This is a genomic window from Novibacillus thermophilus (assembly GCF_002005165.1).
Classification (GTDB): domain Bacteria; phylum Bacillota; class Bacilli; order Thermoactinomycetales; family Novibacillaceae; genus Novibacillus; species Novibacillus thermophilus.
Genome location: NZ_CP019699.1, coordinates 2,978,617 through 3,002,336, shown reverse-complemented (window position 1 = coordinate 3,002,336; position 23,720 = coordinate 2,978,617). Strand labels below are relative to the sequence as shown.

The window sequence follows — 23,720 nt, the reverse complement described above, 5'->3', positions numbered from 1 at the left end:
ACGGCAACCAGTGTAATTGGCTGAGCCATGAGGCTTAAAGAGAAAGATTTGACGTTCAAACGGTGAGTGTCAAAAGCGCAGATGATGACGTACCGATAACGGAGGGGGGCGCCCCCTTTTTTTCGTCTCAGTGTGCAGATATGAATTTTACAATCAAACAACCATTTGACTATTTTACTTTTCAGATATACACTTTTAGCTGTAGTCATTGTGTTGAGCTACAGGGGAGATGAGACTGTTGGAAAGACAGCACGATCAGCATACCTACAGGTTGGCTAATCTGTCTTGCGCCGATTGTGCCGCCAAATTTGAGGAAAAAGTGAAGCAATCGAGTGGCGTTGTCGATGCTAAAGTTAATTTCGGCGCATCCAAATTGACAGTCGTCGGCAGGCCCTTAAGTATTGAAGAAGTGGAGACGTTGGGCGCCTTTGACAACATCAAGGTAGCCGTTGAAGAGGAGAGGGAAACACCTTTCTGGAAAAAGAGCCGAGCCATTGGGCTCATCGCTTTTTCACTGTTGCTCATGATCGCCGCATTTTGGTGTCAAATGCTGGGAACTTCTGCAGCACTGTACATCAGTCTGTATGTTGCAGCTACCGCCCTAGGGGGGTGGGAAACGTTTAAAAAGGGTATCCCCAGTTTGTTGCGACTGGACTTCAATATGAACACTCTGATGGCGGTAGCGGTGAGTGGAGCACTGGCGATCGGCTATTGGGCCGAGGCTGCTGTCGTGGCCTTTTTGTTCGGCGTGAGTGAATCACTGGAAGCCTTCAGCATGGAACGGGCCCGCCGCTCCATCCGTTCCTTGATGGAGATGGCCCCTAGACGGGCGAGTATCCGTCGAAACGGCGTGGAACAGGTCACGAACGTGGAAGACGTACGAGTCGGGGATACGATGATTGTCCGTCCGGGAGAGAAAATCGCTATGGACGGAAAAATCGTCAAAGGACAGACTGCCGTCAACGAGGCGCCCATCACCGGCGAATCGGTACCGGTAGACAAGGAACCAGGGGATGAGGTGTTTGCTGGATCGTTGAACACATCTGGGGCGATTGAGGTTGAAGTGACAAAATTAACAGAGGATACGACTCTGTCAAAAATGATTACGTTAGTGGAAGAGGCGCAGGAGCAGCGTGCCCCCTCCCAAAAATTCGTCGATCGTTTTGCCAAAGTGTACACACCGGCGGTGATGGCGTTGGCTGTGGGCATCGGCCTCTTTCCGCCGCTATTGTTCGGAGCTCCCTGGCAGCCTTGGATTTACAATGCCTTGGCACTGTTGATCGTGGCGTGTCCATGTGCCTTGGTCGTCTCGACCCCGGTGGCCATCGTCTCTGCCCTTGGCAACGCGGCGCGAAACGGTGTCTTGATCAAAGGAGGCATTCACCTGGAGAACGTAGGGGGGCTCCGAGGCATCGCCTTTGACAAAACGGGGACGCTAACCGAGGGGAGACCGGCTGTCTCCGATATCGTACCGCTTAAAGGTCGAGGCGAAGATGACGTGTTAACACTGGCTGCAAGCATTGAACAACTGTCGGAACACCCGCTGGCGGAAGCCGTCGTACGCGCAGCGAGGGAGCGAAACCTTCCCCTAAAAGAGGCAAAAGATTTCGAGGCGATTCCCGGAAAGGGCGCCCAAGCGAGAGTAGGCGGGAGGGTGTACCGGATGGGCAACCGTCGCCTGTTTGAAGAAGAGCTTTTCAAAACGGCTGCTGCGGAAAACCAGATTCAGAAGCTCCGCCAGGAAGGGAAAACGGTTATGGTGCTGGGGGACGGTCATGAACTTATCGCGATTATCGCCGTGGCTGATCGGATTCGGGAGACGAGCCGTAACACTTTGCGTGAGTTGAAGCGAATCGGCGTTGAAAAAACAGTGATGCTCACAGGCGACGACCGTTTGACTGCCCAAGCTTTCGCTCGTGAAGTCGGCGTTGACGACGTTCGATCAGAACTTCTGCCACAAGAAAAAGTAGCGGCGATTCAGGAGCTGAAGAAACGCTACGACCGAATCGCCATGGTTGGAGACGGGATCAACGATGCACCCGCATTGGCTGCCGCGACGTCGGGAATCGCCATGGGGGGTGCTGGATCGGACACGACGTTAGAAACGGCGGACATCGTTTTGATGGCAGACGATTTATCAAGACTGCCCTTCACAATTCGCCTCAGCCGCTCTGCCTTACGAGTGATCAAACAAAATATCACGTCGTCCCTCGTCATCAAGGCGGTGGCCACGGTTATGGCGTTTCCCGGTTGGTTGACCTTGTGGCTAGCCATTCTCGCCGATATGGGGGCGACTTTGCTCGTCACAGCTAACGGCATGCGGTTACTGCGCATCCAACCTGGAAAGCGTAAGGGCGTTCATTGAATTGTGCGCATCAGCCCCGTCACTTTTCCTAAAATGGTGACATTGGACAGAATAATCGGCTCCATCATGTCATTTTCCGGTTGCAAGCGAACGCGGTTCTGCTCTTTGTAAAAACGCTTCACTGTCGCTTCATCGTCTTCCGTCATGGCTACGACGATTTCTCCGTTGTTGGCTGTCCGTTGTTTTTTAACAATGACGTAATCCCCGTCGTGTATCCCCGCATTGATCATACTGTCGCCTTGTACTCGAAGTAAAAACGAACTGTTCTCCTCGCCGACCATCCTTTTCGGGAGGGGGTAGTAGTCTTCAATGTTTTCAATTGCCGTAATCGGCTGCCCGGCTGTCACTTTTCCGAGTAACGGCACATTGACAGTTTCCACATCGTATTCCGAAGTGGGGTCGTGTTCCAACAATTCGATAGCACGGGGTTTTGTCGGATCGCGGCGAATGAGCCCTTTTTTTTCTAAACGCGACAAATGCCCGTGAACAGTAGAGCTTGACTTGAGGCCGACGGCCTCCCCGATTTCCCGGACAGACGGGGGATACCCTTTTTCTTTTACTTGGAGACGGATAAAATTGATAATCGCTTCTTGGCGTTGTGACAATTTTGTCATGACTTCGTTTCACCCCTCGCTGAGACACCGCAATTTTCTTTCATTATAACAGTCAAGCGTGCGAAATACAAACATAGGTTCGAAAAAAATGTTGACAGAACATTTGTTCTAGATATAATGAAAGTGAATAGAACAAATGTTTGGGGGTCGGGTGATGAAAACGTTGGCGATGTCTGTCGGTTCCATTTTCTTTCTGTTGTTTGTCAGTTCTACCTATTTGTCAGAGCCGGCTGATGAGACCGAACCTATCGAAGTGGTGATAAACGAGGGGGACACGCTGTGGCAAATCGCGCAGAAGTATTACGGTGAATCTCGTGACATTCGAGCGGTAATTGAGGAAATTAAAGTGTACAACGAACTGAACGATGCCACGATCCGTCCGGGCGACACGCTGCTCCTGCCTCGGTAACGGTTCATCGAATCGCTCGTTTTACGATGATGGCGCCTCCCCCCATAGCCGCTCGACCTGAAACAGATTGGACTTCCGGGCAAATGTCCAACGGTTTTAAAACAACTGGTCGAGATGGTCAAGGGCCTGGTCTTTTTCCGTATTGATGACGTGTGTGTATATTTCAGTCGTTTTGATGCTGGAGTGCCCTAAAATTTCTTGCACGACCCGCAAGTTTTCCCCGTTTTTTAATAGAAGTGTCGCTAATGTGTGCCGCAGCTTATGGGGGGAAATGCGGGCGGCTTTCGGCGGCAGCTTGGCTACTTGCACGTACTTTTTAACGATCTCATACACGGCTTTGCGGCTTATGCGGTGACCGAAACGGTTGACAAACAGCGCTTCCTCTCCAGTAGTTCTCACCAATTTCTCCCGGTCGGGGAAGTAATTCTCCAGGGCCTCTTTTGCGGTTCGATTCAATTTGAGCACCCGCTCTTGATTCCCTTTGCCGATCACAGTGACGTGGACTGTTCCGTTTGTCGATTGAAGGCTATAACGGTTCAAATGTACGAGCTCCGATACGCGCATACCTGTGTTGAGGAGTACGAGCATAATGGCCCGGTCACGACTGGCCAATTCTTTTCTGTAACGCCTGTCTGTCTCGTTTTGACCGTAGTAATCCGTAACGGCGCCGATTAAGCGCTTGGCTTCTTCAGCCGTAAGAAATACCGGAGCGCGACTGCGGCGGCTCTGTTTCAGCGAGGTGTCTTCGTACTCGCGCATAGGATCGTGTGCAATGTAGTTGTTTTTTTGTAAATAGCGGTAAAGTGAGCGGAGTGACGCCCGTTTTCTCGCTTTGCCGCTGTGGGTGTTCTCCCGGTAGTGGGTGCGTTGAATCTTTCTTTCTGTCTTTTCCCCCGTTCTCGGGTCGATGTGCGATGTGGTCAGGTTGAGTTTCCGTTCGTACCCGTTCTCAACGTAGCGAAAAAAACGTTTGATGTCGTGTGCCGTCACACCTTCAAACGAAATGTCGTGCTCTTTCAAATATGTCAAAAAAAGGTCAAAGTCGTACGCGTAATTCACAATCGTTTGGTTGGATCTTTCCGCGCTGATCATGTCGTGCAGAAAGTCTTGAACGGGGAGGGGAAAGCGGCTGATGACGCGGTTGACACTTTCCGGCAAACGCCGGGAAAAAGGGTGTTGAGGCATAGGTTCACTTCTCCTCCGTCAGCCCGATTGAACGAATCAAGCCAATCTATTTCCAGCATACCGGGAACTGAGAACTTTCTCAAGGCACTACGCGTTTTGAATTTTCTGTTCGTCTGCAGTGAGCGTCCACAATTTAACACTCAAGTTGAGCAAAAACAAGTCGTCTGCGTTGACGAGGGAGCGGTTGGTCAGCGATTCGATTTTTCTTAAGCGGTAGAGCAGCGACTGGCGGTGCAGATTGAGTGCTCTGGCCGTCCGGCTGACATTTCCGTGATGCCGCACGTAAGCGTTCAACGTGTCGATTAGATCCATGCCCGGCTTTTGCCGATCGTAATCCACCAGTTTACCGATCGTCGACGTCACAATGTCCTTTAAGTCTTGGTTGTCCTTCAAGCACATGAGGGCCCGATAGACACTCGTGTCTTCGTGTGTGCTGCGGGTACCAGATCCCCTTTGACGGCGACCGATGTCCAAAGTAACTCGGGCTTCGCTGTAGCTGTGGTGGAAGGAGCGAACACCAGCCCGGCTGTCGCCGATCCCCCAGGACATGACGGCTCCCGGTAACAGGCTTTTCACTTCGTTTTCTATGAGATCGAGGAAGTAGTTGACCTCATCTATAAAATTTTGTTGCGGGCATTCTAAAAAAATGACGAAGAGCCCGTCTTGGCACGTCGTCATCGTCTCGAGATTGACTGTGTTGCCGATGTGGTGAATCTGTTCTTCGGTGTAGCGCATAATGTTGTGCCTCCAGTGCTCGTACGACACGTCGTCGGAAGGGTGTCGTTCGTAAAGTTGGCGTAAGTTTTCAATTAACCCGACAGTGCAGACATAGGGCAGCGTCACTTTGTAGCCTAGCGCTTTTGCCCGGGAGAGGACGGCCTCCCACGACGGGGTTTCGCCTTTTGCGAGATTCCAGACGAAATCGTCCCTTAACCGCATTTCCGCTTCTTGGACGGCGTGTTCCCGGGAGAACCAGAGTGCCGTCGCCATCGAAGCGTAATCGAGGACGATGGAATTATCAGGTTGTAAAAAGTTTTCTGCTGTCACATCGGAGGGCAAAGGAATGATCATGTACCCGACAATTTTTCCCGACGACCGGATGACAACTTGAATGGCCGATTCTCGGGCGACACGGAGACATCGGATGTCTGAATGGGAGAGGTGCTGGGGCGTTCGAACGGGGACCCCTTTCGGTATTTTTGGTTCGGACTGGATCAAGCGCTGCCACTTTTTTCGGAAAGCGCCGATGCGTCGGCTCTCACCGTACACGTGGCCCCGGTGGTCGACAATCAGCAGGGGGTGCCCGAGTTCTTGATGGACGACCTCGGCGATCTTGGACAGGTGTGCGCCCTGCAAAATGAGACTAAACAGGCGTTGTTGAACATCTTCAGAGCGTTTGAACACTTTGTGCCGCCGGCTGTTCATCTCGTTTAAGACGGCTTCGATAATGGCTGAAAAGCGAACCTTCCAAGGCACTTCGATGATGGGAAAATGGTGGGAATCGGCAAAGGCGACAGCGTTTTCGGGAATGTCGTAAATGTAGCGGCCTGTTGAGATGGCGAGAGCAGCCGCACCAGAGTTGTAAATGTCTTTCACAAATTGTAAAAACAGCGCTTGATCGTGTCCGCATCCGATGGCTGTACTCAGCACGAGTTCGTGTTGCCCCACGAAGTCTTCGACAGGAACTTCAATCACGGAAACCCATTTGACGAGACGACTGTTTAAGCCACCGCTCCCAGAACGGACAACGGCGTGTTGCATAATGTCTAAATTCATCACATCTTCTACAGTGAGCAGCACGTTTCGCTTCACCTCACGTTAGATGATTGGTGGATGAGCTGTACTGTTGGGTGACGCGTAACAGAGTGGACAGATCCACATTGTTGCCGCTGACGATGACGGCGATGTTTTCCCCGGGATCAACTTTTAGTTTTTGTTCCATGACAGCGGCTAAGCCTACCGCTGCCGCTCCTTCTACTCCCATTCGGTGGGCCTCGAGCATGTATGCCATTCCGGCTGCGATGGATGGCTCCGAGACGAGGAGGATTTCATCTGCCAGCTGTTGCACCATCGACAATGTAAAGCGGTTGTCCAGGCCAATGCCGCCTAAAAGGCTGTCGGCCAATGTTTCTTTTTCTTCCAGGATCACTGGTTTGCCTGCTTGAATGCTTTCATACATGACAGCACCGCGCTCGACGGACACTCCGACGACGCGAATGCGGGGATTGTTCGCTTTCAGTGCGAGGCCGATTCCCGACAACAACCCGCCGCCGGATAAAGGAATGACCACTGTCTCAACGTGTGGTAAGTCTTCCATCAACTCTAACCCGATCGTCCCTTGACCGGCAATGACGGAAGGGTCGTCAAAAGGTTTGATGACCGTCAGTCCCTCTCGTTCCAATTGGGAACAAAACGCCTCAGCGTCGTCTTGACTGTCGAAGTCATTGCGGATTTCAACACCGTAGCGTCGAATGGCGTCAAGTTTGGCTTTGGGAACGCGATGAGAAACGCAAATGACGGCTTTCATGTCCAGATGGCGGGCAATGGAGGAGACGGCCAGTGCGTGATTGCCGGTGGAAAATGTTGTGACGCCGCGGGATTGTTCAGCTTGAGAGAGACTCAGTATTTTGTTTGCAGCGCCCCTGACTTTAAAAGACCCTGTTGGTTGCACGTTCTCCAATTTCAGGAAAACGTTCGCTTTGGTCTGTTCTGATAAAACTGGAGAACGGATGAGAGGTGTCTTGTTCACATAAGGCGTGATGCGGGCTCGTGCCTCCCAGACGCGATTCACGTCCATCACTGCTTTCACCTCTTTCCTTTAAGCGCTTACAGTTTAATATGGACAGTATAAAACGGGACAGCTCATATCGTCAACCGAATGTAAAAAACGATCACTCAAATGATATTATCCGACTTTTCGCTAAAGTAAAATTGTATAGACGGAGCTCAAAAAGTTCATACACTTTGGCAGTAGACCTTTTGGAAGGGGTTTATGTATGCTCAAAGTAGCTGATGATACCGCTGTCACTCAGTGAAAAAACGGCTGTAAGGGAGGTAAAGTAATACGATGTTGGCGTTTGAAATTTCAGAGTACGAAGAAAGGATTCAAAAAGTCAAAGCGCGTATGGATGCGGAAGGGATCGAGGTGTTGTTGGTCACCGATCCAGCCAACATGAACTATCTGTCAGGATACGACGGATGGTCGTTTTATGTCCCGCAAGTACTGGTGCTGATCGCGGAAGAACGGCAACCGATTTGGATCGGAAGGGGGATTGACGCGAACGGGGCGAGACATACGACGTGGCTGGACGACGCACACATCATCTCTTATCCAGACGACTACGTACAATCACCCGTGAAACACCCGATGGATTTTGTAAGCGACATTTTAAAGCAGATCGGGCAGTCGAAGCGAAGAATAGGGCTCGAAATGGATGCGTATTACTTTACTGCCCTCGGCTACGAAAAGCTGAAGCGCGGCTTGCCAGACGCCACGTTCAAAGACGCGACACTTTTGGTCAACTGGGTGAGAATCGTCAAGTCTGAGCGGGAGATTCAGTATATGAAAAGGGCGGCTGAAATTGCAGAAAAAGCGATGTGGAAAGGCGTCGACTCCATTGATGAAGGGGTGAGGGAGTGTGATGTGGCCGCCAACATATACCACTCCCTCGTCAGCGGAACAGAACTTATCGGCGGAGACTATCCGTCTATCGTGCCGATGATGCCGACGGGTGTCAAATCGAACGCGCCCCACATGACGTGGTCGGAAGACCGGTTTAAAAAAGGTGATCCGGTCGTCATTGAGCTAGCCGGCTGTTACAGACGGTACCATTCACCGCTGGCGCGCACTGTGTCGATCGGCCCCCGCATCCAAAGCTGAAAGAGCTCGCGGCAGTGGCAGTAGAAGGCCTCAATGCCGCTTTAGAAACAGTGGCGCCGGGAGTGGCGTGTGAAGAAGTCGAACGCGCCTGGACGAAGACGATCAGCCAATACGGCTACATGAAAGATTCGCGGATAGGATATGCCATGGGCCTCAATTACCCGCCGGATTGGGGAGAGCACACGGCGAGTATCCGGTACGGCGATCGTACCGTGCTGGAGCCGAATATGACGTTCCACATGATTCCAGGCATTTGGCTGGACGATCATTGTGGGGTCGAAATCAGCGAGTCCTTCAGAGTGACGGAAAACGGGTGTGAAGTGTTGGCCCGTTTTCCGCGGGAGCTCATTGTGGTCCCTCGATTACATTCCGCTATTAGTTGACAAGAAAACCCTCCATTACAGCTTTGCGGCACTTAACGTGGTGGTGAGGAGCGGGTATCTTGCGACAAGAGTGAAGAGTGAGCATCAGAGGCAGTGACCTCAAACAGTCACCGCATTACGACATGGTCTTCAAACGACCCCCTCTCCCGCTACGAATCACACGGCACGTGCCGATGCCGTAAATTTTGGGACAGATGGAAGGGGGAACGCCTATGCGAATCTACAATCGTTCAGAAATTAAACAGTGCGTGCAACTGGACCGTGAAGTGTTGGACGCCGTTGAAGACGCATTTAGCAAACTGCAAGCCGGTCGGGTTGAGATGCCGCCGATTATGCGCGTCGACATTCCCGAACACAGGGGAGAAGTGGACGTCAAAACAGCGTACGTTCACAGCTGGGACAGTTTTGCCATCAAAGTGTCTTCCGGTTTTTTTCATAACGCCAAGCTCGGTCTGCCGAGCGGCAACGGGATGATGCTCTTGTTGAGTGCGGTCACCGGAATTCCGGAAGCGGTCCTGCTGGATAACGGATATTTAACGGATGTTCGTACAGCTGCAGCCGGAGCCGTTGCCGCCAAATATTTGGCTCCAGAACACGTGGAGACGGCTGGCGTCATCGGAGCCGGAACGCAAGCCCGCTATCAAGTGATGGCTTTGCGACAAGTACGCCACTTTCAGCGTCTCATCGTATACGGCCCGACGACGGAAAGGGTACAGCAGTTCGCGCGTGAAATGGAAACGCGATTAGGCGTTCACATTGTCCGGGCCGAAACGCCGGAGGAAGTCGTGAGGGAGAGCGACGTGGTCGTCACGGCAACTCCGGCCAGCGAGCCGATTGTGAAGGCAGAGTGGCTTCACCCTGGCTTGCACATTACCGCTATGGGTTCGGATGCGGAGCACAAACAGGAGCTAGAAGATGAGGTTCTACAGCGAGCCGACGTATGTGTGTGTGATGTGAAGTCTCAATGTGTAGAACTGGGAGAACTGCATCACGTGTGGACGCACTGGGATGAGGATCGAAGGGACAGGGTAGTCGAGTTAGGGGAGCTCACGACGGGAAAGACACCCGGCCGGACAGGTGACGGGCAAGTAACAGTTTGTGATCTGACCGGCACGGGAGTCCAGGATACGGCCATCGCCCGCCTGGCTCTGCGCAAACTCGAGAGGAATGTTGGTTTGGGCATTTATGTGAATTGAGGAAAATGACAAAAATTTAAACACATGTGAGGGAGAGGATAGTGTGACGACTTACAACAGCGATCAGAGCGCGAGAGTGGGAACACAAACGGTGTGGGGAGGGGAAGACGAGTATTTAATGCAAGGGGCGACCCAAGTCCCGGTCGTCCACAGTGTCTCTTACGGCTACGACGACATTGACGTGTGGCAGGATGTGGCGCTGGGCAAGCGTCCCGGCCACATTTACGGGCGCATGAGCAACCCGACTGTCCGCGTCTTTGAAGAAAAAGTACGTTTGCTTGAGGGGGCTGAGGACGCCTGCAGTTTTGCCACAGGAATGGCCGCCATTAGCAGTACGCTATTCGCTTTTCTGTCACCGGGCGACCGCGTGGTGACGATTAAAGACACGTACGGCGGCACGAACAAGATTTTTATCGAAACACTCCCCCGATTTAACGTGGACGTAGCCCTGTGCGACACGACGGACCACGACATGATCGAACGGGAAATCGCGAAAGGGTGTCAACTGCTTTACCTGGAAAGCCCTACAAACCCGACGATGAAAGTGACGGATTTGGAGCGCTTGGCGAAAGCCGCACACGCCGCCCAAGCCCTCGTCGTCGTAGACAATACGTTTGCGACCCCGATCAACCAGCTTCCTTTGTCCCTCGGGGCGGATCTCGTCATTCACAGCGCGACGAAATACTTGGGAGGGCACGCTGACGCCCTTGCCGGAGTCGTCTGCGGCAGTCACAAGCTCGTGAAAGAAGTGTACCACTTCCGCGAAATTCACGGGGCGGCACTGGACCCCATGGCAGCTTACCTCATGCTGCGCGGGATGAAAACTCTCCATTTGCGCGTCCGCCAACAAAATGAAAATGCGATGCACATCGCCCAGTTCTTAGAAGAACAACCACTCGTCGAAGATGTTTTTTACCCGGGGTTAGCCTCGCATGATGGCCATGAGATTGCCAAAAAGCAAATGTCCGGTTTTGGGGGCATGCTCAGCTTTTCCTTAAAAGGGGGCATCGACTCCGTCAGAGTGTTCCTACCGAAACTGAAGTACGCCCACTTGGCTGCCAACCTTGGCGCTGTAGAGACGATCGCCGCTCCACCGCGCACGTCGAGCCACGTGGAAAATACGCTGGAAGAACGGCAGGCGATGGGGATACCGGAAGGATTAATCCGTTATTCAGTCGGCATCGAGGACGCAGACGATTTAATTGACGACTTGAAACAGGCACTCGAACATTTAGAAACCAACGTTGAAGTAGGTGCCGCAAAATAGAAGGTGAGGCAGATTGACTGTACGACCCGATTCAGTCTTGGAACAAGCTCTACAAAGGAAAGGGCAGCTGATCCAGTGGAGGCGCACCGTGCACGCCAACCCAGAGCTCAGTTTCCGCGAGTTTGAAACGGCTGAGCTCGTCGCCAGCACGCTGAAGGCCATCCCCGGAATGAACGTGACGGAAGGAGTGGCCAAGACGGGAGTTGTCGGCACTCTTCACGGTGCCCCGGGCCCACTCTGGCTATTCGAGCGGATATGGATGCTTTGCCGATTCAAGAAGAGGCACATCACGACTACCGTTCCCGCCGTGACGGGGTGATGCATGCGTGCGGCCACGATGCCCACACGGCGATCCTGCTCGGTGTGGCCCACATTGTCGCTGAAATGTTCGACCGGGGGGAAGTGAACGGAACGGTTAAGTTTCTTTTTCAACCGGCGGAAGAGGCGGCAGACGAAGACAACTTGACGGGGGCACCGCATATGATCCGCGACGGCGTGTTAAAGGATGTGGACGCCGCCATCGCGTTGCACGTCAGTCCGGAGCATCCCGTCGGCGTCTTTTTAGTCCACGACGGGTACAGCATGGCCAATGTCGACGTGTTTCGAGGTGTGATTCGCGGTACGGGCGGCCACGCCGCCTACCCCCATTTAGGAAGGGACCCCGTGTGGATGCTCGGACCGTTTCTACAAGCGCTGTACGGTATCGTGGCCAGGCGGGTATCCCCCCTTGAACCTGCCGTCGTCAGTGTGACGCGCCTCCACGCTGGAACGGCGAGCAATGTCCTGCCGAAAGAGGTCGTCGTGGAAGGAACGGTGAGGAGTTACAAGCCGGAGACGAGGGAACAGCTCGTGAAAGAGGTGGAAACAGCGTTTTCCGTCGTCACAACCCTCGGCGGGGAGTACTCTCTCGATGTTTTCCGGGGAGAGCCGGCCCTCTATAACGACCCGACTGTGAACGCACTGTTGACAGAATCGATGCGGGAGCTGTTTCCAGACTGTACAATTCAGTACGAGCCGTTTGGCCTCGGCGGGGAAGATTTCGGGCATATGACGAAGAAGGTGCCGGGAGCCATGTTTTTTCTCGGTTGTGCACGGGACGACGGAGTGGCCCGGTCATTGCACACGCCCTCGTTTGACATCGACGAAAACTGTCTCCCGATAGGGGCGGCGATTTTAGCTCTAGCTGCGAAAAAGTTTTTGACAACGTCAAAGCGCAGAGAAGTCGTGACGACTGACAGGAGATGAAAGGGAAAGGAGCTGATCAGCAATGCCGCACAACATTGCGTTCATCGGTTTCGGGGTGGTTGGACAAGGGTTGGCAGAAATTTTGTGTGACCGCGGCGAAACGTTGAGAGATTCTCACGGGTTGGATGCCAACGTCGTGGCCATCTCCGATCCGGTTAAAGGGTCCCTCTACCATCCGGACGGTTTAAATATAAAACGCGTCCTACAGCTGGTGAGAGAAACGGGTCACATTCGCGACTACCCTGATCAGCCGGGCCTTATAACCGGATGGGACAGTTTTCGCACGATACGGGAGAGTAACGCCGACACTGTCGTGGAAGTGACCTTTACGAATGTCAAGACCGGCCAGCCAGCTATCGACCACTGCAAAGCGGCGTTTGAAAGCGGGAAAAACGTCGTCATGAGCAACAAGGGCCCTGTGGCCCTCGCATACCGGGAACTGTCTCAGATGGCGAGGGAAAAGGGAGTACGCCTCGGATATGAAGGGACGGTGATGAGTGGGACACCGGCCTTGCGCATGCCCCTCGTCTCCCTCACCGGCAACGCGATCACCGAAGTGCGCGGTATTTTGAACGGAACGACGAATTACATCTTGACCAAAATGGAAGCCGGGATGTCCTTTGACGACGCCTTGCGGGAGGCGCAGGAGAACGGTTATGCGGAAGCCGATCCGACGAGTGACATTGAAGGGTACGATGTGCTGTACAAAGTCGTTATTTTAGCCAACGTCGTCATGAATGTCCCGTTGCGTCGAGAAGACGTTGAATGCGAAGGCATCCGCCACTTGACTCAAGGGGATATAGAGAAGGCAAAGTCAGAAGGGAAGCGGTGGAAACTGTTGGCGCGCATCAAAAAAACGGGCGATGGCGTGAAGGCCAACATCGGCCCGGAGATGCTTCCGCTGTCAGACCCCCTGGCTGGTGTGTCGGGAGCGATGAATGCCATCACGTACGACTGTGATTTGTCGGGGCCGATTACACTTGTCGGGGCTGGAGCTGGCCGTACGGAAACCGGGTTTTCCTTGCTCATCGATTTAATCAACATCGACCGTGGTCAACTGTAGTGCTAGAAGTCCGAGCGAATTCCTGAGAGAAGGTGATGCCATTGAAAACAGGAGTCATGGAACAAAAAAAGATGATCGTAGCGGGAAAGTGGGTTGAACGCGACAAGACGATTGGCGTTTACGATCCCCAGGATGACAGCCTCATCAGTACAGTCCCAGCGGCTTCTTCCGAAGATGTGCATAAAGCGATCGCAGGTGGTACAGAAGGCGTAAGAATTGCGGCACAGATGCCGACACATGAACGGATGGCCGTGTTAAACCGCGCAGCCGACCTGATAGCCGAACGGGAAGATGTGTTTGCCACTACAATTGCGCGGGAAGGGAGCAAAACGATCAGAGAAGCGCTGAAAGAAGTGCGCCGCTCTATGGATACACTCCGAATCAGCGCTGAAGAAGCGCGGCGATTACACGGAGAGACGATCCCCTTTGATCAAAAATCCGGCTCTGAAAACCGGTTGGGGTATTACTACCGCTTTCCTGTCGGTCTCATTGCAGCCATCACGCCGTTCAACGATCCGCTCAACCTTGTGGCCCATAAAGTAGGGCCTGCCATCGCGGCCGGCAATGCCGTCATCGTCAAACCTTCCACTGTCACACCGCTCAGTGCGCTCCAACTGGCAGAAGTGTTGTTCGAAGCTGGACTTCCACCTAAAGTGCTGTCTGTCGTGACCGGTTACGGCCGTGAAATCGGGGATCCGTTGGTCATGCATCCAGAGGTGCGGATGATTTCCTTCACCGGCGGCACATCTGCGGGAGAAGCCATCAGCCGCAAAGCCGGCGTGAAAAAACTGAGCATGGAACTCGGTTCCAACTCTCCGGTCATCGTCTTAAAGGATGCAGACTTGAACGAGGCTGTCGAAGCAACTGTGCAAGGGGCCTTCAGTGCCGCCGGCCAAAACTGCATCGGGGTGCAAAGGGTGTATGTAGAAGACGATATTTACGACGATTTTTCTGATCGGTTTGTAAAACGCACGAAGCGAGTGCGCGTCGGCGACAAACTGTCCGAACTGACGGATATGGGCCCGATGATCACGGAACAGGAAGCTGTTCGCGTGGAACAGTGGGTCCAGGAAGCCGTCGACCGCGGCGCGAATCTGTTAACAGGAGGAGAGCGCGACGGTGCGTTCTACCTGCCGACTGTTTTGGAAAGGGTGCCGTCCCACTGCACTTTGGCGCATGAAGAAGTCTTTGGTCCCGTCGTCTCACTTTACCGCGTGTCCGGTTTGGAAGAAGCCGTTCGTGCCGCCAACCGAGTAAACTTCGGGCTGCAAGCGGGCATTTTCACACGGGATGTGGAGAAGGCGTTTGTCGCCGTCCGCAATGTAGAAGCAGGGGGCATTATGGTCAATGACAGCAGCGATTACCGCATTGACGCGATGCCGTTTGGCGGGATAAAGGGATCTGGTTTGGGAAGAGAAGGAGTGAAGTACGCTGTCGAAGAAATGACAGAGATAAAAGTGGTGTGCTTTAAATTTCCGGACAGGCACATCATCTAATGTGTGACCGTTTCGTGGAGGCATTTGGCGCATATACGACGTAACAGATCAAGATTCGCGAATTGGTCCGAACTGCGCCGACTGTCACCCGATGAGTGCGTTTGATGTCAAAATTCGTTATGTTAAGATAAAAAAGAGCTGCTTATCCCACTTGAAGGGAGGGGAATAAAACAACAGCACCTTAAAGTTACAGAAAATTTAAAAAGATTGGAAATGAACGATTTGAACGTATTCCTTCCATCATTCAATGTGATTCGATCGGAATGGTGAAAGGCGTACGCTCAAAAGAACGAGGTAGAGCGGAAAGGGGTTCGACCGTGTTTGAGCAGAAACAGAACTATTTGAGGAGGAAAACGATGAAAAAAATAGTGTACATGTTGGCCATCGGTCTATTGGCTGTTATCGTGGTCGCTTGCGGGGCGAGTGGCGATGCTACAAGTGACAATGGAAACGGTGATGAAAGTTCTAGCGGGGCTTCTTCAGAAGAAACGACAGATGAAATGTCGACGTTAGACAGAATTAAAGAAGAAGGGAAAGTGACCGTCGGCGTTGCCAACGAAAAGCCGTACGGCTTCAAAACAGCTGAGGGTGAAGTTACCGGTGTTGCCCCGGAAATCGCCAGGGCCATTTTTGAGGATATGGGGATTGAAACTGTGGAAGGGGAAGTGACGGAATTCGGATCACTCATCCCGGGACTACAGGCAAACCGGTTTGATTTAATTACGGCTGGTATGGATATCAGGCCGGAACGGTGTGAAGAAGCTGATTTCGGTGACATAGAAATTCAGTATGGGGAAGGAATGGCCGTGCAAGCTGGAAACCCGAAAAATCTTCACAGCTATGAAGACATCGCCGCTAATCCTGACGTGAAGGTTTCCATCATGGCCGGAGCCAACCAATTTGATTTTCTGAAAGCGCTCGGGGTGAAAGAAGAACAAATTGAGACAGCGGACAGCATATCGTCCAATATCGCAGCTGTAGCGTCGGGACGCGTTGATGCTACTGTCATGACGGAAGCAACACTTAACGAAGCGGTAGCCTCTGCCGATCCGTCTCAAGTGGAAAAAGCCGAGCCGTTTACGCAGCCGGTCATTGACGGCGAAAGTGTGATGAGTTACGGTGCAGCCGCTTTCCGAAAAGGAGACGATGAGCTCCGGGAAGCGTACAACGAAGGGCTGCAAAAATTGAAAGAGTCCGGCAAGTTATTGGAAATACTGGAGGAGTTCGGTTTTTCAGAGGACAATTTACCTCCTGATGATATTACAACTGAAGACCGTTGCAATTCGTGATCTTTTAAACTTTAAAGTGTGTGCAGAATCTCAATTTTCGAGATTCTGCACATGTGATAGGCGACCAAGAAGGAGGTTGAAGGCGCCATAGACACGTATGTGATGTTTTTGCCGGAACTGTTGCGAGGGGCAGAAGTGACCGTGAAAGTACTTCTGCTGTCGGCAGTACTGGCTTTCTGTATAGCGTTTGTGGCTGGTTTTGGAAGACTTTCGCGGTTTGCCGTCGTTCGTTTCATCACGGCTGTGTTTGTTGAACTGTTTCGCGGAACGTCATTATTGGTGCAAATGTTCTTTTTCTTTTTTGCGCTACCTGCTTTTGGAATCGAGTTGTCCCCTTTTACTGCAGGAGTGATCGCCCTCGGATTGAATTACGGAGCGTATGCGTCTGAAATCGTGCGCGGGGCGATCCTGGCCATTCCCCACGGTCAGACAGAGGCCGGCATTGCACTGAACATGACGCGCTGGCAGCGCATGCGTCTCGTCATACTGCCGCAGGCGATCAGAATCATGTTGCCGGGATTCGGCAACAACTTAATTGAGTTGTTGAAAGGAACGTCTCTCGTTTCACTTATCACGCTGGCCGACCTAACGTTCCAAGCCAGAGTGCTGAAAGACAATTACGTCGGCAATCAAGTAGAAATATTCACGTTACTGCTCTTGATGTACTTTGTCATCGCCTTGCCACTCATCTTTCTCTCGCGTTGGCTGGAAAAGAAAGCTTCGAAAGGAGTGGCAGTACAATGACGTGGGACTGGAATTTTGCGCTTGAAATATTCCCTCGTATTTTTGACGCGATGTGGATTACCTTGGCGGCGACTGTAACTGCCTACGGGATCGCGCTTCTATTCGGCCTAGTGTTGACGCTAGCACGCCGCTCCAGCTTTAAACCACTCGTATGGCTGACCGTCGGGTTCATTGAGTTCATTCGCAGTACGCCGCCGCTTGTCCAACTGTTCTTCTTGTTTTTTGCATTTCCGCAAATTCCGTACATCGGGTTTTCGCTTAATCCATTTCTAACAGGGGCGCTAGGCTTGGGTATCCACTACAGTACGTACGTGTCAGAAATCTACCGTTCTGGCATTGAAGCGGTTCCCAAAGGGCAGTGGGAAGCGAGCACGGCCCTCAACTTTTCAAAAGCGCAGACGTGGTTTAAAGTGATTCTGCCGCAAGCCATTCCGCCGGTCATTCCGATGTTGGGAAACTATTTAATCGTGCTGTTTAAGGAAACTCCCCTCTTGTCTGCCATCTTGGTGGTAGAGATGCTGCAGACGGCCAAAATCATCGGATCGGAAACGTGGCGCTACCTGGAACCGATCACCATTGTCGGCTTTCTGTTCTTGCTTCTCAGCTATCCGTCGGCAGTGCTCGTGCGCAAACTTGAAAGCCGAACGAACCGCGCTTTTGGGAGAAGCCGCGCCCTTACAAAAGGAGAGACGTTGTGATGGTTGAAACGGCAAGTACTACACTGGACGCTGCCCCCGAGAAAGGGCGAGCAGAGCCTATCGTGCGATACGATAAGGTGAGTAAGTCTTTTGGCAATGTTCACGTCTTGAAAGAACTGGATCTAGACGTCCAGCCAAACGAAAAACTGGCCATTATCGGCCCGAGTGGATCGGGAAAAACGACGATCATCCGCATGCTGATGACGTTGGAAAAACCGACTTCCGGTACGATTGAAGTAGATAGCGAACTGTTGTGGCACAAGCGAGTAGACGGTAAACTCATCCCAGCAGACGAAAAGCATTTACGCAAAGTGAGAGGCAAAATCGGCATGGTCTTTCAGCAGTACAATTTATTTCCGCACATGACGATTATGCGCAATTGCATCACCGCACCAGTTCACGTTCTCGGTCTGTCCAAGGAAGAGGCGGAAGAACGGGCAGTGACGATGCTGGAAAAAGTCGGTCTTCGCGACAAGGTGGACGCTTATCCTTCCCAGCTGTCTGGAGGACAGCAACAGCGTGTCGCCATTGCGCGGGCGCTGGTGATGCAGCCGAAAGTGATGTTGTTTGACGAGGTGACGGCGGCACTCGACCCGGAACTCGTCGGGGAAGTGCTTTCGGTCATTAAAGACATCGCTTCGGAAGGCAAGACGACGATGATTTTGATTACGCACGAAATGGAGTTTGCCCGGGACGTGGCTGACAGAATTGTGTTTCTCGACAACGGCCGCATCGGAGAGCAGGGGACACCGGGTGATGTTTTAGAAAACCCAAAGAGTGAACGATTGCAGTCGTTTTTGAAGCGGTTCCGGGCGAACGGCAACGGCACGTGATGGCACGTGATGCATCCGCCGAGCAGTGAGTATGCAACAGCCTAAAGACAAGACAAAACAGCGTTTGCGCGTGTGCGACAGCCGATGTTCACCGATACAAGATGAACATCGGCTGTTTTTTCTAGTGACGTACTGCGGGAGAGAAGCGTCTCCTTATGAAATTGTATACAATCATTATTTTATGTAAACTAACCCTCAGAAAAGAAAGGAGACGCAAAGGTTACATGTTTTTGTCCGGCGTGACATACGCGTTGCGCCCGGCACCGAGACCGGCAAACAACATACAGAATGAAACAAACATCAGTACCGTTAACGGAACGGACCATGTCTGAGTCAGATCGTAAAGATAACCGATAGCCACTGGACCGACTGCGGCCAGTAGATAGCCGACAGACTGGGCCATCCCTGAAAGTTCTGCCGCTTGTTGAGCATTTCTTGCACGAAGGGCGAGGAATGCGAGCGCCAGGCTGATGGTGGAGCTTTGGCCGATTCCAAGAAGCGTGATCCACACGTACACCCAGGCCGTCTTCAAGCTGAGCAGCCCGGCAAAAGCGACGATATAAAGCGAACTGATTGCAAACACGATGCGTTTTTGATTGGGACGGCGATCTGCAAGAACAGACACGATAAATGTCGCCGGAAGACCGATGAGCTGCATATAGGATACCATCCATCCGGACGTCGAAGGGTCCATGCCGCTATCGTGAAGGAGATTGGGAATCCACGTCACGGTGACATAAAAAATAGACGACTGTAATCCCATGAAGCAAGTCACTTGCCACGCGAGAGGAGAGCGCCAAAGCCCCCCTAGCTTCACGTCGATCCTTTGCGAAGTACCCGATCGGTTTTGATGGCGGAGTTGAGGGAGCCAAACAAGTGCGGCAAAAGCCGCTAAAACGGCCCAAAACCCGAGCGCGCTTCGCCACCCGAAACCTAAATGCGACGCCAGGGGAACGCTCACACCGGATCCAAGCGCTGCAAAACCGCCCATAAACGTCGTGTACACACCTGTCATGAGACCGACTCTGTCGGAAAATTTCTGTTTAATGAGACTCGGCAGCAGGACGTTGGAGACCGCAATGGCCGTGCCGATCGTAAAGGTGCCGGTATACAAGGTAGACATTGAGGGGGTCGAGCGCAACATAATCCCGGCAACTAACGTCATGAGGCCGAGAAACAAAGTCATTTCGATACCTAGTCTGCGGCTAAACTTCGGCGCCAACGGAGAAAAGACGGCAAAGGCGACTAAAGGGAGAGTCGTGAGGAGGCCAGCTAAACCGTTGGATAAATGCATGTCGTCACGTATAAATCCGATGAGAGGGCCGACAGACGTAATCGCCGGACGCAAATTGGCGGAGATCGCTACAATCCCTATAAGAAGAACAATATCAGCACGCTTAACATTTACTTTGTCTTTTATTCTCATCATGTGTCATTTTCCCCTTACTCTTAGTATAACTTAAACGGGGGACAGGTTTGAGAGACTAGGCAGAACTGTTTCAATCATAAACGTAGATATACACCACAGCAATTCGCATTAAAATATTTGAAACTAGCATCCTTACGATCCAACTGGACGAATGTGACCAACTCCAAGGCATAATAGGCCAAATCCCCCTAACGAAGCGCTGTTCGATCAGAGACGGTTAGCAGGGAAAACATAATATCCGTCCGCATTTGGGAGAGCCTACTACTATAGTCAAGGCAATGGATTGTAAGGAAACCTTATTACAAATCACATCTATATAACTGATGAAGGATGAAAGGGCTGGTGACTTCCGTTAGGCGATGAGGGAGGCTTTTGTCAACTTCTTGGCCATATAGTACCGTTACAAAATATAAGTTTTGTAACTATATATGTAAAATCGTCTGAACCTCAGAACAACCGCTGCCCTCTTCTTTTTCTCTTCAGTAGCTTTTTGATCTGTAAAACTGGAGAGCGTTGCATTGACAGATAGCGGTGATAAAACCTATAATAGCTGTAAGCGCATGAATTTCATACATTCTGCGGGAGCTCGGGTAAACCGGGCTGAGAGGATGGTTAGTTGTCACCGTCGACCGCTTAACCTGAACTGGGTAATGCCAGCGGAGGGAACATCTAAGAATTTTTTGCACCGCGGATGGCATCTGCGGTGTTTTTACTTGAACGTCGACGGGCCTCCCCCCCTCTGCAGCAGAGTGCATGAATGTACTGAAACTCAACTATTTTACGGAGTGATGATCATGGGACAGGTACCGAGAGCTTTAACGATTGCCGGAACGGACCCGTCGGGAGGTGCGGGCATTCATGCCGACTTAAAAACGTTTCAGGAATTGTGCGTTTACGGCATGTCCGTCATCACGGCTGTCGTCAGTCAAAACACGCTGGGCGTCAAAACCTTTTTAGACATGCCCCTCGAGCTCATTGAAAGCCAGATGGACGCCGTTTACGAAGACATTCGTCCCAATGCTGTGAAAACGGGCATGCTCTCCCAGTCCGACGTCATTCGGTTAGTCGCGCAGAAGATGAAGGCGTACAATGTTGACAACTACGTCATGGACCCAGTGATGGTTGCCAAAAGCGGTGACGCACTCCTCGCCGAAACGGCGAAAAAAGAGCTGGTCAACGAACTGCTCCCTTTGACGACGATTGTAACCCCCAATCTTCCCGAAGCAGAAGAAATCACTGGGCGCACAATTCAGAACGTCCAGCAGATGAAAGACGCTGCTAAACAGATCGTCGATGAGTTCGGTGCTACTGCTGTCGTCGTGAAAGGCGGGCATTTGGATGACGAGGCCCGCGACATTTATTACGACGGTTCGGTGTTTGACGAACTGGTCGCTTCACGCTATGACACAAAACACACCCACGGAACCGGTTGTACGTTTTCTGCTGCTATTACGGCGGAGCTAGCCAAAGGGACTCCCCTTCGACAGGCTGTAGAAACGGCAAAGACCTATATTACCGAAGCGATTAAACACCCTATCCATTTAGGGCGCGGTCACGGCCCTGTCAACCACTGGGCTTACCGCAACAGACAGGAGGGGTTATCCCGTGCGTGAACAGATGGAGACGTTGTTGGCAACATTGCGCCAACGGAAACCACTCATCCACAACATTACGAATCTCGTTGTGACCAATTTTACAGCTAACGGGACGCTCGCGATCGGGGCGTCACCCGTGATGACTTCGGAACCGCGAGAAGTGGCCGACATGGTGGCCCACGCCGGGGCCCTTGTGTTAAATGCTGGCACTTTGACAGAACGCACGGTAGAGGCGATGCAGTTGGCAGGTCACGCTGCGAACCGGTTGAAGATCCCGGTTATTTTGGATCCAGTCGGGTACGGGACGACGGCTTACCGCAATGAACAGATCCAGCAGCTGTTAGCCGAACTGGACATTGCCGTCGTCCGCGGAAATGCGGCTGAAATTGCCGCATTGTGCGGTGTGGCGTGGGGACAGAAAGGGGTTGACGCATCTGATGACGGCGGCGACCGCGTGCAGCTGGCGCAGTCTTTCGTGAACAAGTACGGGACAACGGTGGCAGTGACGGGAAAAACGGACGTGGTCGCGGGCCTTGACAGCACCGTCGTCATTGAAGGCGGCCATCCCCTACTTCCTTACATTACAGGCTCTGGCTGTTTAACCACCGCTATCGTCGGCGCCTGTCACGCCGTCACAAACGACTCCACCCTTGCCGCCGTGGCGGGTTTAAGTGCGATGGCTGTAGCGGCGGAGCTGGCAGCACGGTCGGCAAAAGGCCCCGGCGAGCTAAACTGGCGTTTAATCGATGCCCTTTATTTGATGACACCTCGTGAGCTGCGTGACATGGCCAAACTATCGGTTTTGGAGGGGAATGTGTGATGGTCCCGGCCCGTCACTTATCCTTATACTTCGTCATGGGCAGTCAAGACTGTGCCCCTCCCCTCTCTCCTGTCGATGTGCTGAAAAAGGCGATTGCAGGTGGTATTACGTGTTTTCAGTTTAGAGACAAGCATTCGGGCTTGACGATGAAAGAAACGTTGGCCCTCGGGCGCGCTTTGCGCAGCGAATGTCGCCAACACCACATCCCTTTCATTGTGAACGATCGTGTAGATTTGGCCTTGTTGCTCGAGGCTGACGGCATTCACGTCGGACAAGACGACCTCCCTGTCGAAGACGTTCGCGCGTTAACGGGTGACGACATGTGGGTTGGCGTCTCTGTCCACACGTTACAAGAAGCGGAAGAGGCGATTGCTTCTGGGGCTGACTATCTCGGAGTTGGGCCGATGTTTCCCACCCGTTCAAAAAGCGATGCCAAAACTCCCCTCGGACCAGAAGGGTTGGCTGCGCTCTGTAAACAACTGACACGGCCGATCCCGATTGTCGCCATCGGTGGCATTCGAGCCGCGCACGTCCCTGACATTCTCTCGGCCGGAGCTGACGGTGTGGCTGTCATTTCGGCCATAGCTTCCCAAACGGACCCGGAGGCGGCGGCCAGAGCGCTTTTGCAAACGGTCGAAACGGAACGGAGGAAAGTTCAACCGTGAGGAGAAAAAGCCAAGTACAGCGTTTGACAGCGATGGCCGTCTTGGTTGCGATCGGTACTGTCAGTTCACAGTTTATCTGGTTTCCTGCCGGTATAGCGAAAGCCTATCCGGTACAGCATGCCATCAATGTGTTGGCAGCCGTCCTGTTCGGCCCCCTTCCCGCGGTCACTGTCGCTTTTTTGATCGGGGTACTCCGAAATTTGCTCGGTGTCGGGACGATTTTTGCTTTTCCAGGGGGGATGGTCGGTGCTTTGTTGGCAGGGTGGCTGTACCGGCGAAAGCGGCTAATACGGTTTGCGGCAGCTGGAGAAATGATCGGAACGGGTATTTTGGGCTCACTTCTGAGTGTTCCGATGGCACGTATCTTCTTCGGCGAAACGAAAGCCGTGCTAGCCTTTGTCCCAGGTTTTCTCGTGAGCAGTACCGCTGGCGCCATCATCGGAGTCATCATCGTCCGGTACCTCCAAAAGTTACCGTTAAACGGCGGCAGATCTTGAAGGAAAAACGGAAAGCCAAAACTGGTCTTTCGGAGGCGAAGAGATAG

Annotated in this window: 21 protein-coding genes, 1 pseudogene and 1 riboswitch; of the genes and pseudogenes, 17 read left to right on the top strand and 5 right to left on the bottom strand. The window is 52.5% G+C overall.

What is annotated here, in order from left to right; translation table 11 throughout:
* The first annotated feature begins 229 nt into the window (after positions 1-229).
* Positions 230-2,365 (top strand): heavy metal translocating P-type ATPase, encoded by a 2,136-nt coding sequence (locus B0W44_RS14615; protein WP_077720666.1) that lies wholly within the window; start codon positions 230-232, stop codon positions 2,363-2,365.
* Here the strand turns inward: B0W44_RS14615 and lexA are convergent.
* Positions 2,359-2,979 (bottom strand): transcriptional repressor LexA, encoded by a 621-nt coding sequence (gene lexA / locus B0W44_RS14610; RefSeq protein WP_077720665.1) that lies wholly within the window; start codon positions 2,977-2,979, stop codon positions 2,359-2,361. The two genes, B0W44_RS14615 and lexA, sit on opposite strands and share 7 nt — an antisense overlap.
* A 154-nt stretch (positions 2,980-3,133) precedes the next feature.
* On the opposite strand from lexA, the gene yneA reads away from it, so the two are divergent.
* Positions 3,134-3,388 carry a cell division suppressor protein YneA gene (yneA, locus tag B0W44_RS14605; RefSeq protein WP_169835608.1) on the top strand — a complete coding sequence of 85 codons (255 nt, stop codon included), beginning with the start codon at positions 3,134-3,136 and terminating at the stop codon, positions 3,386-3,388.
* 96 nt (positions 3,389-3,484) lie between these two features.
* Here the strand turns inward: yneA and B0W44_RS14600 are convergent, their stop codons facing one another.
* The 3 genes from B0W44_RS14600 to eutB all read right to left on the bottom strand — a co-directional run bounded on the left by B0W44_RS14600 (position 3,485) and on the right by eutB (position 7,370).
* Complete coding sequence (locus B0W44_RS14600; protein WP_077720663.1) at positions 3,485-4,573, bottom strand: tyrosine-type recombinase/integrase; 1,089 nt, start codon at positions 4,571-4,573, stop codon at positions 3,485-3,487.
* An 87-nt stretch (positions 4,574-4,660) separates the two neighbouring features.
* Positions 4,661-6,373 carry a PucR family transcriptional regulator gene (locus B0W44_RS14595; protein ID WP_077720662.1) on the bottom strand — a complete coding sequence of 571 codons (1,713 nt, stop codon included), beginning with the start codon at positions 6,371-6,373 and terminating at the stop codon, positions 4,661-4,663.
* Between the two features lie 13 nt (positions 6,374-6,386).
* Positions 6,387-7,370, bottom strand: coding sequence for a hydroxyectoine utilization dehydratase EutB (gene eutB, locus B0W44_RS14590; RefSeq protein ID WP_077720661.1), 984 nt, complete (start codon positions 7,368-7,370; stop codon positions 6,387-6,389).
* 270 nt (positions 7,371-7,640) lie between these two features.
* On the opposite strand from eutB, the pseudogene B0W44_RS14585 reads away from it, so the two are divergent.
* From B0W44_RS14585 to ehuA, 11 genes and pseudogenes are all read left to right on the top strand, one after another.
* Positions 7,641-8,836: pseudogene (locus B0W44_RS14585) on the top strand (M24 family metallopeptidase).
* 212 nt (positions 8,837-9,048) lie between these two features.
* Complete coding sequence (locus B0W44_RS14580; protein ID WP_077720660.1) at positions 9,049-10,032, top strand: cyclodeaminase; 984 nt, start codon at positions 9,049-9,051, stop codon at positions 10,030-10,032.
* 43 nt (positions 10,033-10,075) lie between these two features.
* Entirely contained in the window at positions 10,076-11,299 is a 1,224-nt protein-coding gene (locus B0W44_RS14575; RefSeq protein WP_077720659.1) for a cystathionine gamma-synthase family protein, read from the top strand.
* 13 nt (positions 11,300-11,312) lie between these two features.
* The gene (locus tag B0W44_RS19120; protein ID WP_335582625.1) at positions 11,313-11,618 is read left to right on the top strand and encodes a hypothetical protein; all 306 of its coding nucleotides are present in this window, start codon (positions 11,313-11,315) and stop codon (positions 11,616-11,618) included.
* Entirely contained in the window at positions 11,555-12,544 is a 990-nt protein-coding gene (locus tag B0W44_RS14570; RefSeq protein ID WP_335582624.1) for a M20 metallopeptidase family protein, read from the top strand. Before B0W44_RS19120 ends, B0W44_RS14570 begins: the two co-directional genes overlap by 64 nt.
* A 22-nt stretch (positions 12,545-12,566) precedes the next feature.
* A complete protein-coding gene (locus B0W44_RS14565; protein WP_077720658.1) occupies positions 12,567-13,607 on the top strand; it encodes a homoserine dehydrogenase in 1,041 nt (346 codons plus the stop codon).
* Between the two features lie 56 nt (positions 13,608-13,663).
* Positions 13,664-15,103 (top strand): aldehyde dehydrogenase family protein, encoded by a 1,440-nt coding sequence (locus B0W44_RS14560; protein WP_228441197.1) that lies wholly within the window; start codon positions 13,664-13,666, stop codon positions 15,101-15,103.
* Between the two features lie 356 nt (positions 15,104-15,459).
* The gene (ehuB, locus tag B0W44_RS14555) at positions 15,460-16,392 is read left to right on the top strand and encodes an ectoine/hydroxyectoine ABC transporter substrate-binding protein EhuB (protein ID WP_077721428.1); all 933 of its coding nucleotides are present in this window, start codon (positions 15,460-15,462) and stop codon (positions 16,390-16,392) included.
* Between the two features lie 102 nt (positions 16,393-16,494).
* Complete coding sequence (gene ehuC / locus B0W44_RS14550; RefSeq protein WP_077720657.1) at positions 16,495-17,136, top strand: ectoine/hydroxyectoine ABC transporter permease subunit EhuC; 642 nt, start codon at positions 16,495-16,497, stop codon at positions 17,134-17,136.
* A complete protein-coding gene (gene ehuD, locus B0W44_RS14545) occupies positions 17,133-17,834 on the top strand; it encodes an ectoine/hydroxyectoine ABC transporter permease subunit EhuD (RefSeq protein ID WP_077720656.1) in 702 nt (233 codons plus the stop codon). The genes ehuC and ehuD overlap by 4 nt, the downstream gene beginning before the upstream one ends.
* Entirely contained in the window at positions 17,834-18,667 is an 834-nt protein-coding gene (ehuA, locus tag B0W44_RS14540; RefSeq protein ID WP_077720655.1) for an ectoine/hydroxyectoine ABC transporter ATP-binding protein EhuA, read from the top strand. Before ehuD ends, ehuA begins: the two co-directional genes overlap by 1 nt.
* Positions 18,668-18,887: 220 nt before the next feature.
* Here the strand turns inward: ehuA and B0W44_RS14535 are convergent, their stop codons facing one another.
* Positions 18,888-20,096 carry a CynX/NimT family MFS transporter gene (locus tag B0W44_RS14535; protein ID WP_418304053.1) on the bottom strand — a complete coding sequence of 403 codons (1,209 nt, stop codon included), beginning with the start codon at positions 20,094-20,096 and terminating at the stop codon, positions 18,888-18,890.
* 568 nt (positions 20,097-20,664) lie between these two features.
* Positions 20,665-20,778, top strand: a riboswitch (TPP riboswitch).
* Positions 20,779-20,890: 112 nt separating this feature from the next.
* Between B0W44_RS14535 and thiD the strand changes: the two genes are divergently transcribed.
* From thiD to thiW, 4 genes are read left to right on the top strand one after another with little or no spacing between them, the layout of a single operon-like run.
* The gene (thiD, locus tag B0W44_RS14530) at positions 20,891-21,709 is read left to right on the top strand and encodes a bifunctional hydroxymethylpyrimidine kinase/phosphomethylpyrimidine kinase (RefSeq protein ID WP_077720654.1); all 819 of its coding nucleotides are present in this window, start codon (positions 20,891-20,893) and stop codon (positions 21,707-21,709) included.
* Positions 21,710-21,713: 4 nt separating this feature from the next.
* The gene (gene thiM, locus B0W44_RS14525; RefSeq protein WP_077721426.1) at positions 21,714-22,511 is read left to right on the top strand and encodes a hydroxyethylthiazole kinase; all 798 of its coding nucleotides are present in this window, start codon (positions 21,714-21,716) and stop codon (positions 22,509-22,511) included.
* Positions 22,511-23,176 (top strand): thiamine phosphate synthase, encoded by a 666-nt coding sequence (gene thiE / locus B0W44_RS14520; protein ID WP_077720653.1) that lies wholly within the window; start codon positions 22,511-22,513, stop codon positions 23,174-23,176. The genes thiM and thiE overlap by 1 nt, the downstream gene beginning before the upstream one ends.
* A complete protein-coding gene (gene thiW, locus B0W44_RS14515) occupies positions 23,173-23,673 on the top strand; it encodes an energy coupling factor transporter S component ThiW (protein WP_257788052.1) in 501 nt (166 codons plus the stop codon). The genes thiE and thiW overlap by 4 nt, the downstream gene beginning before the upstream one ends.
* Positions 23,674-23,720: the final 47 nt, after the last annotated feature.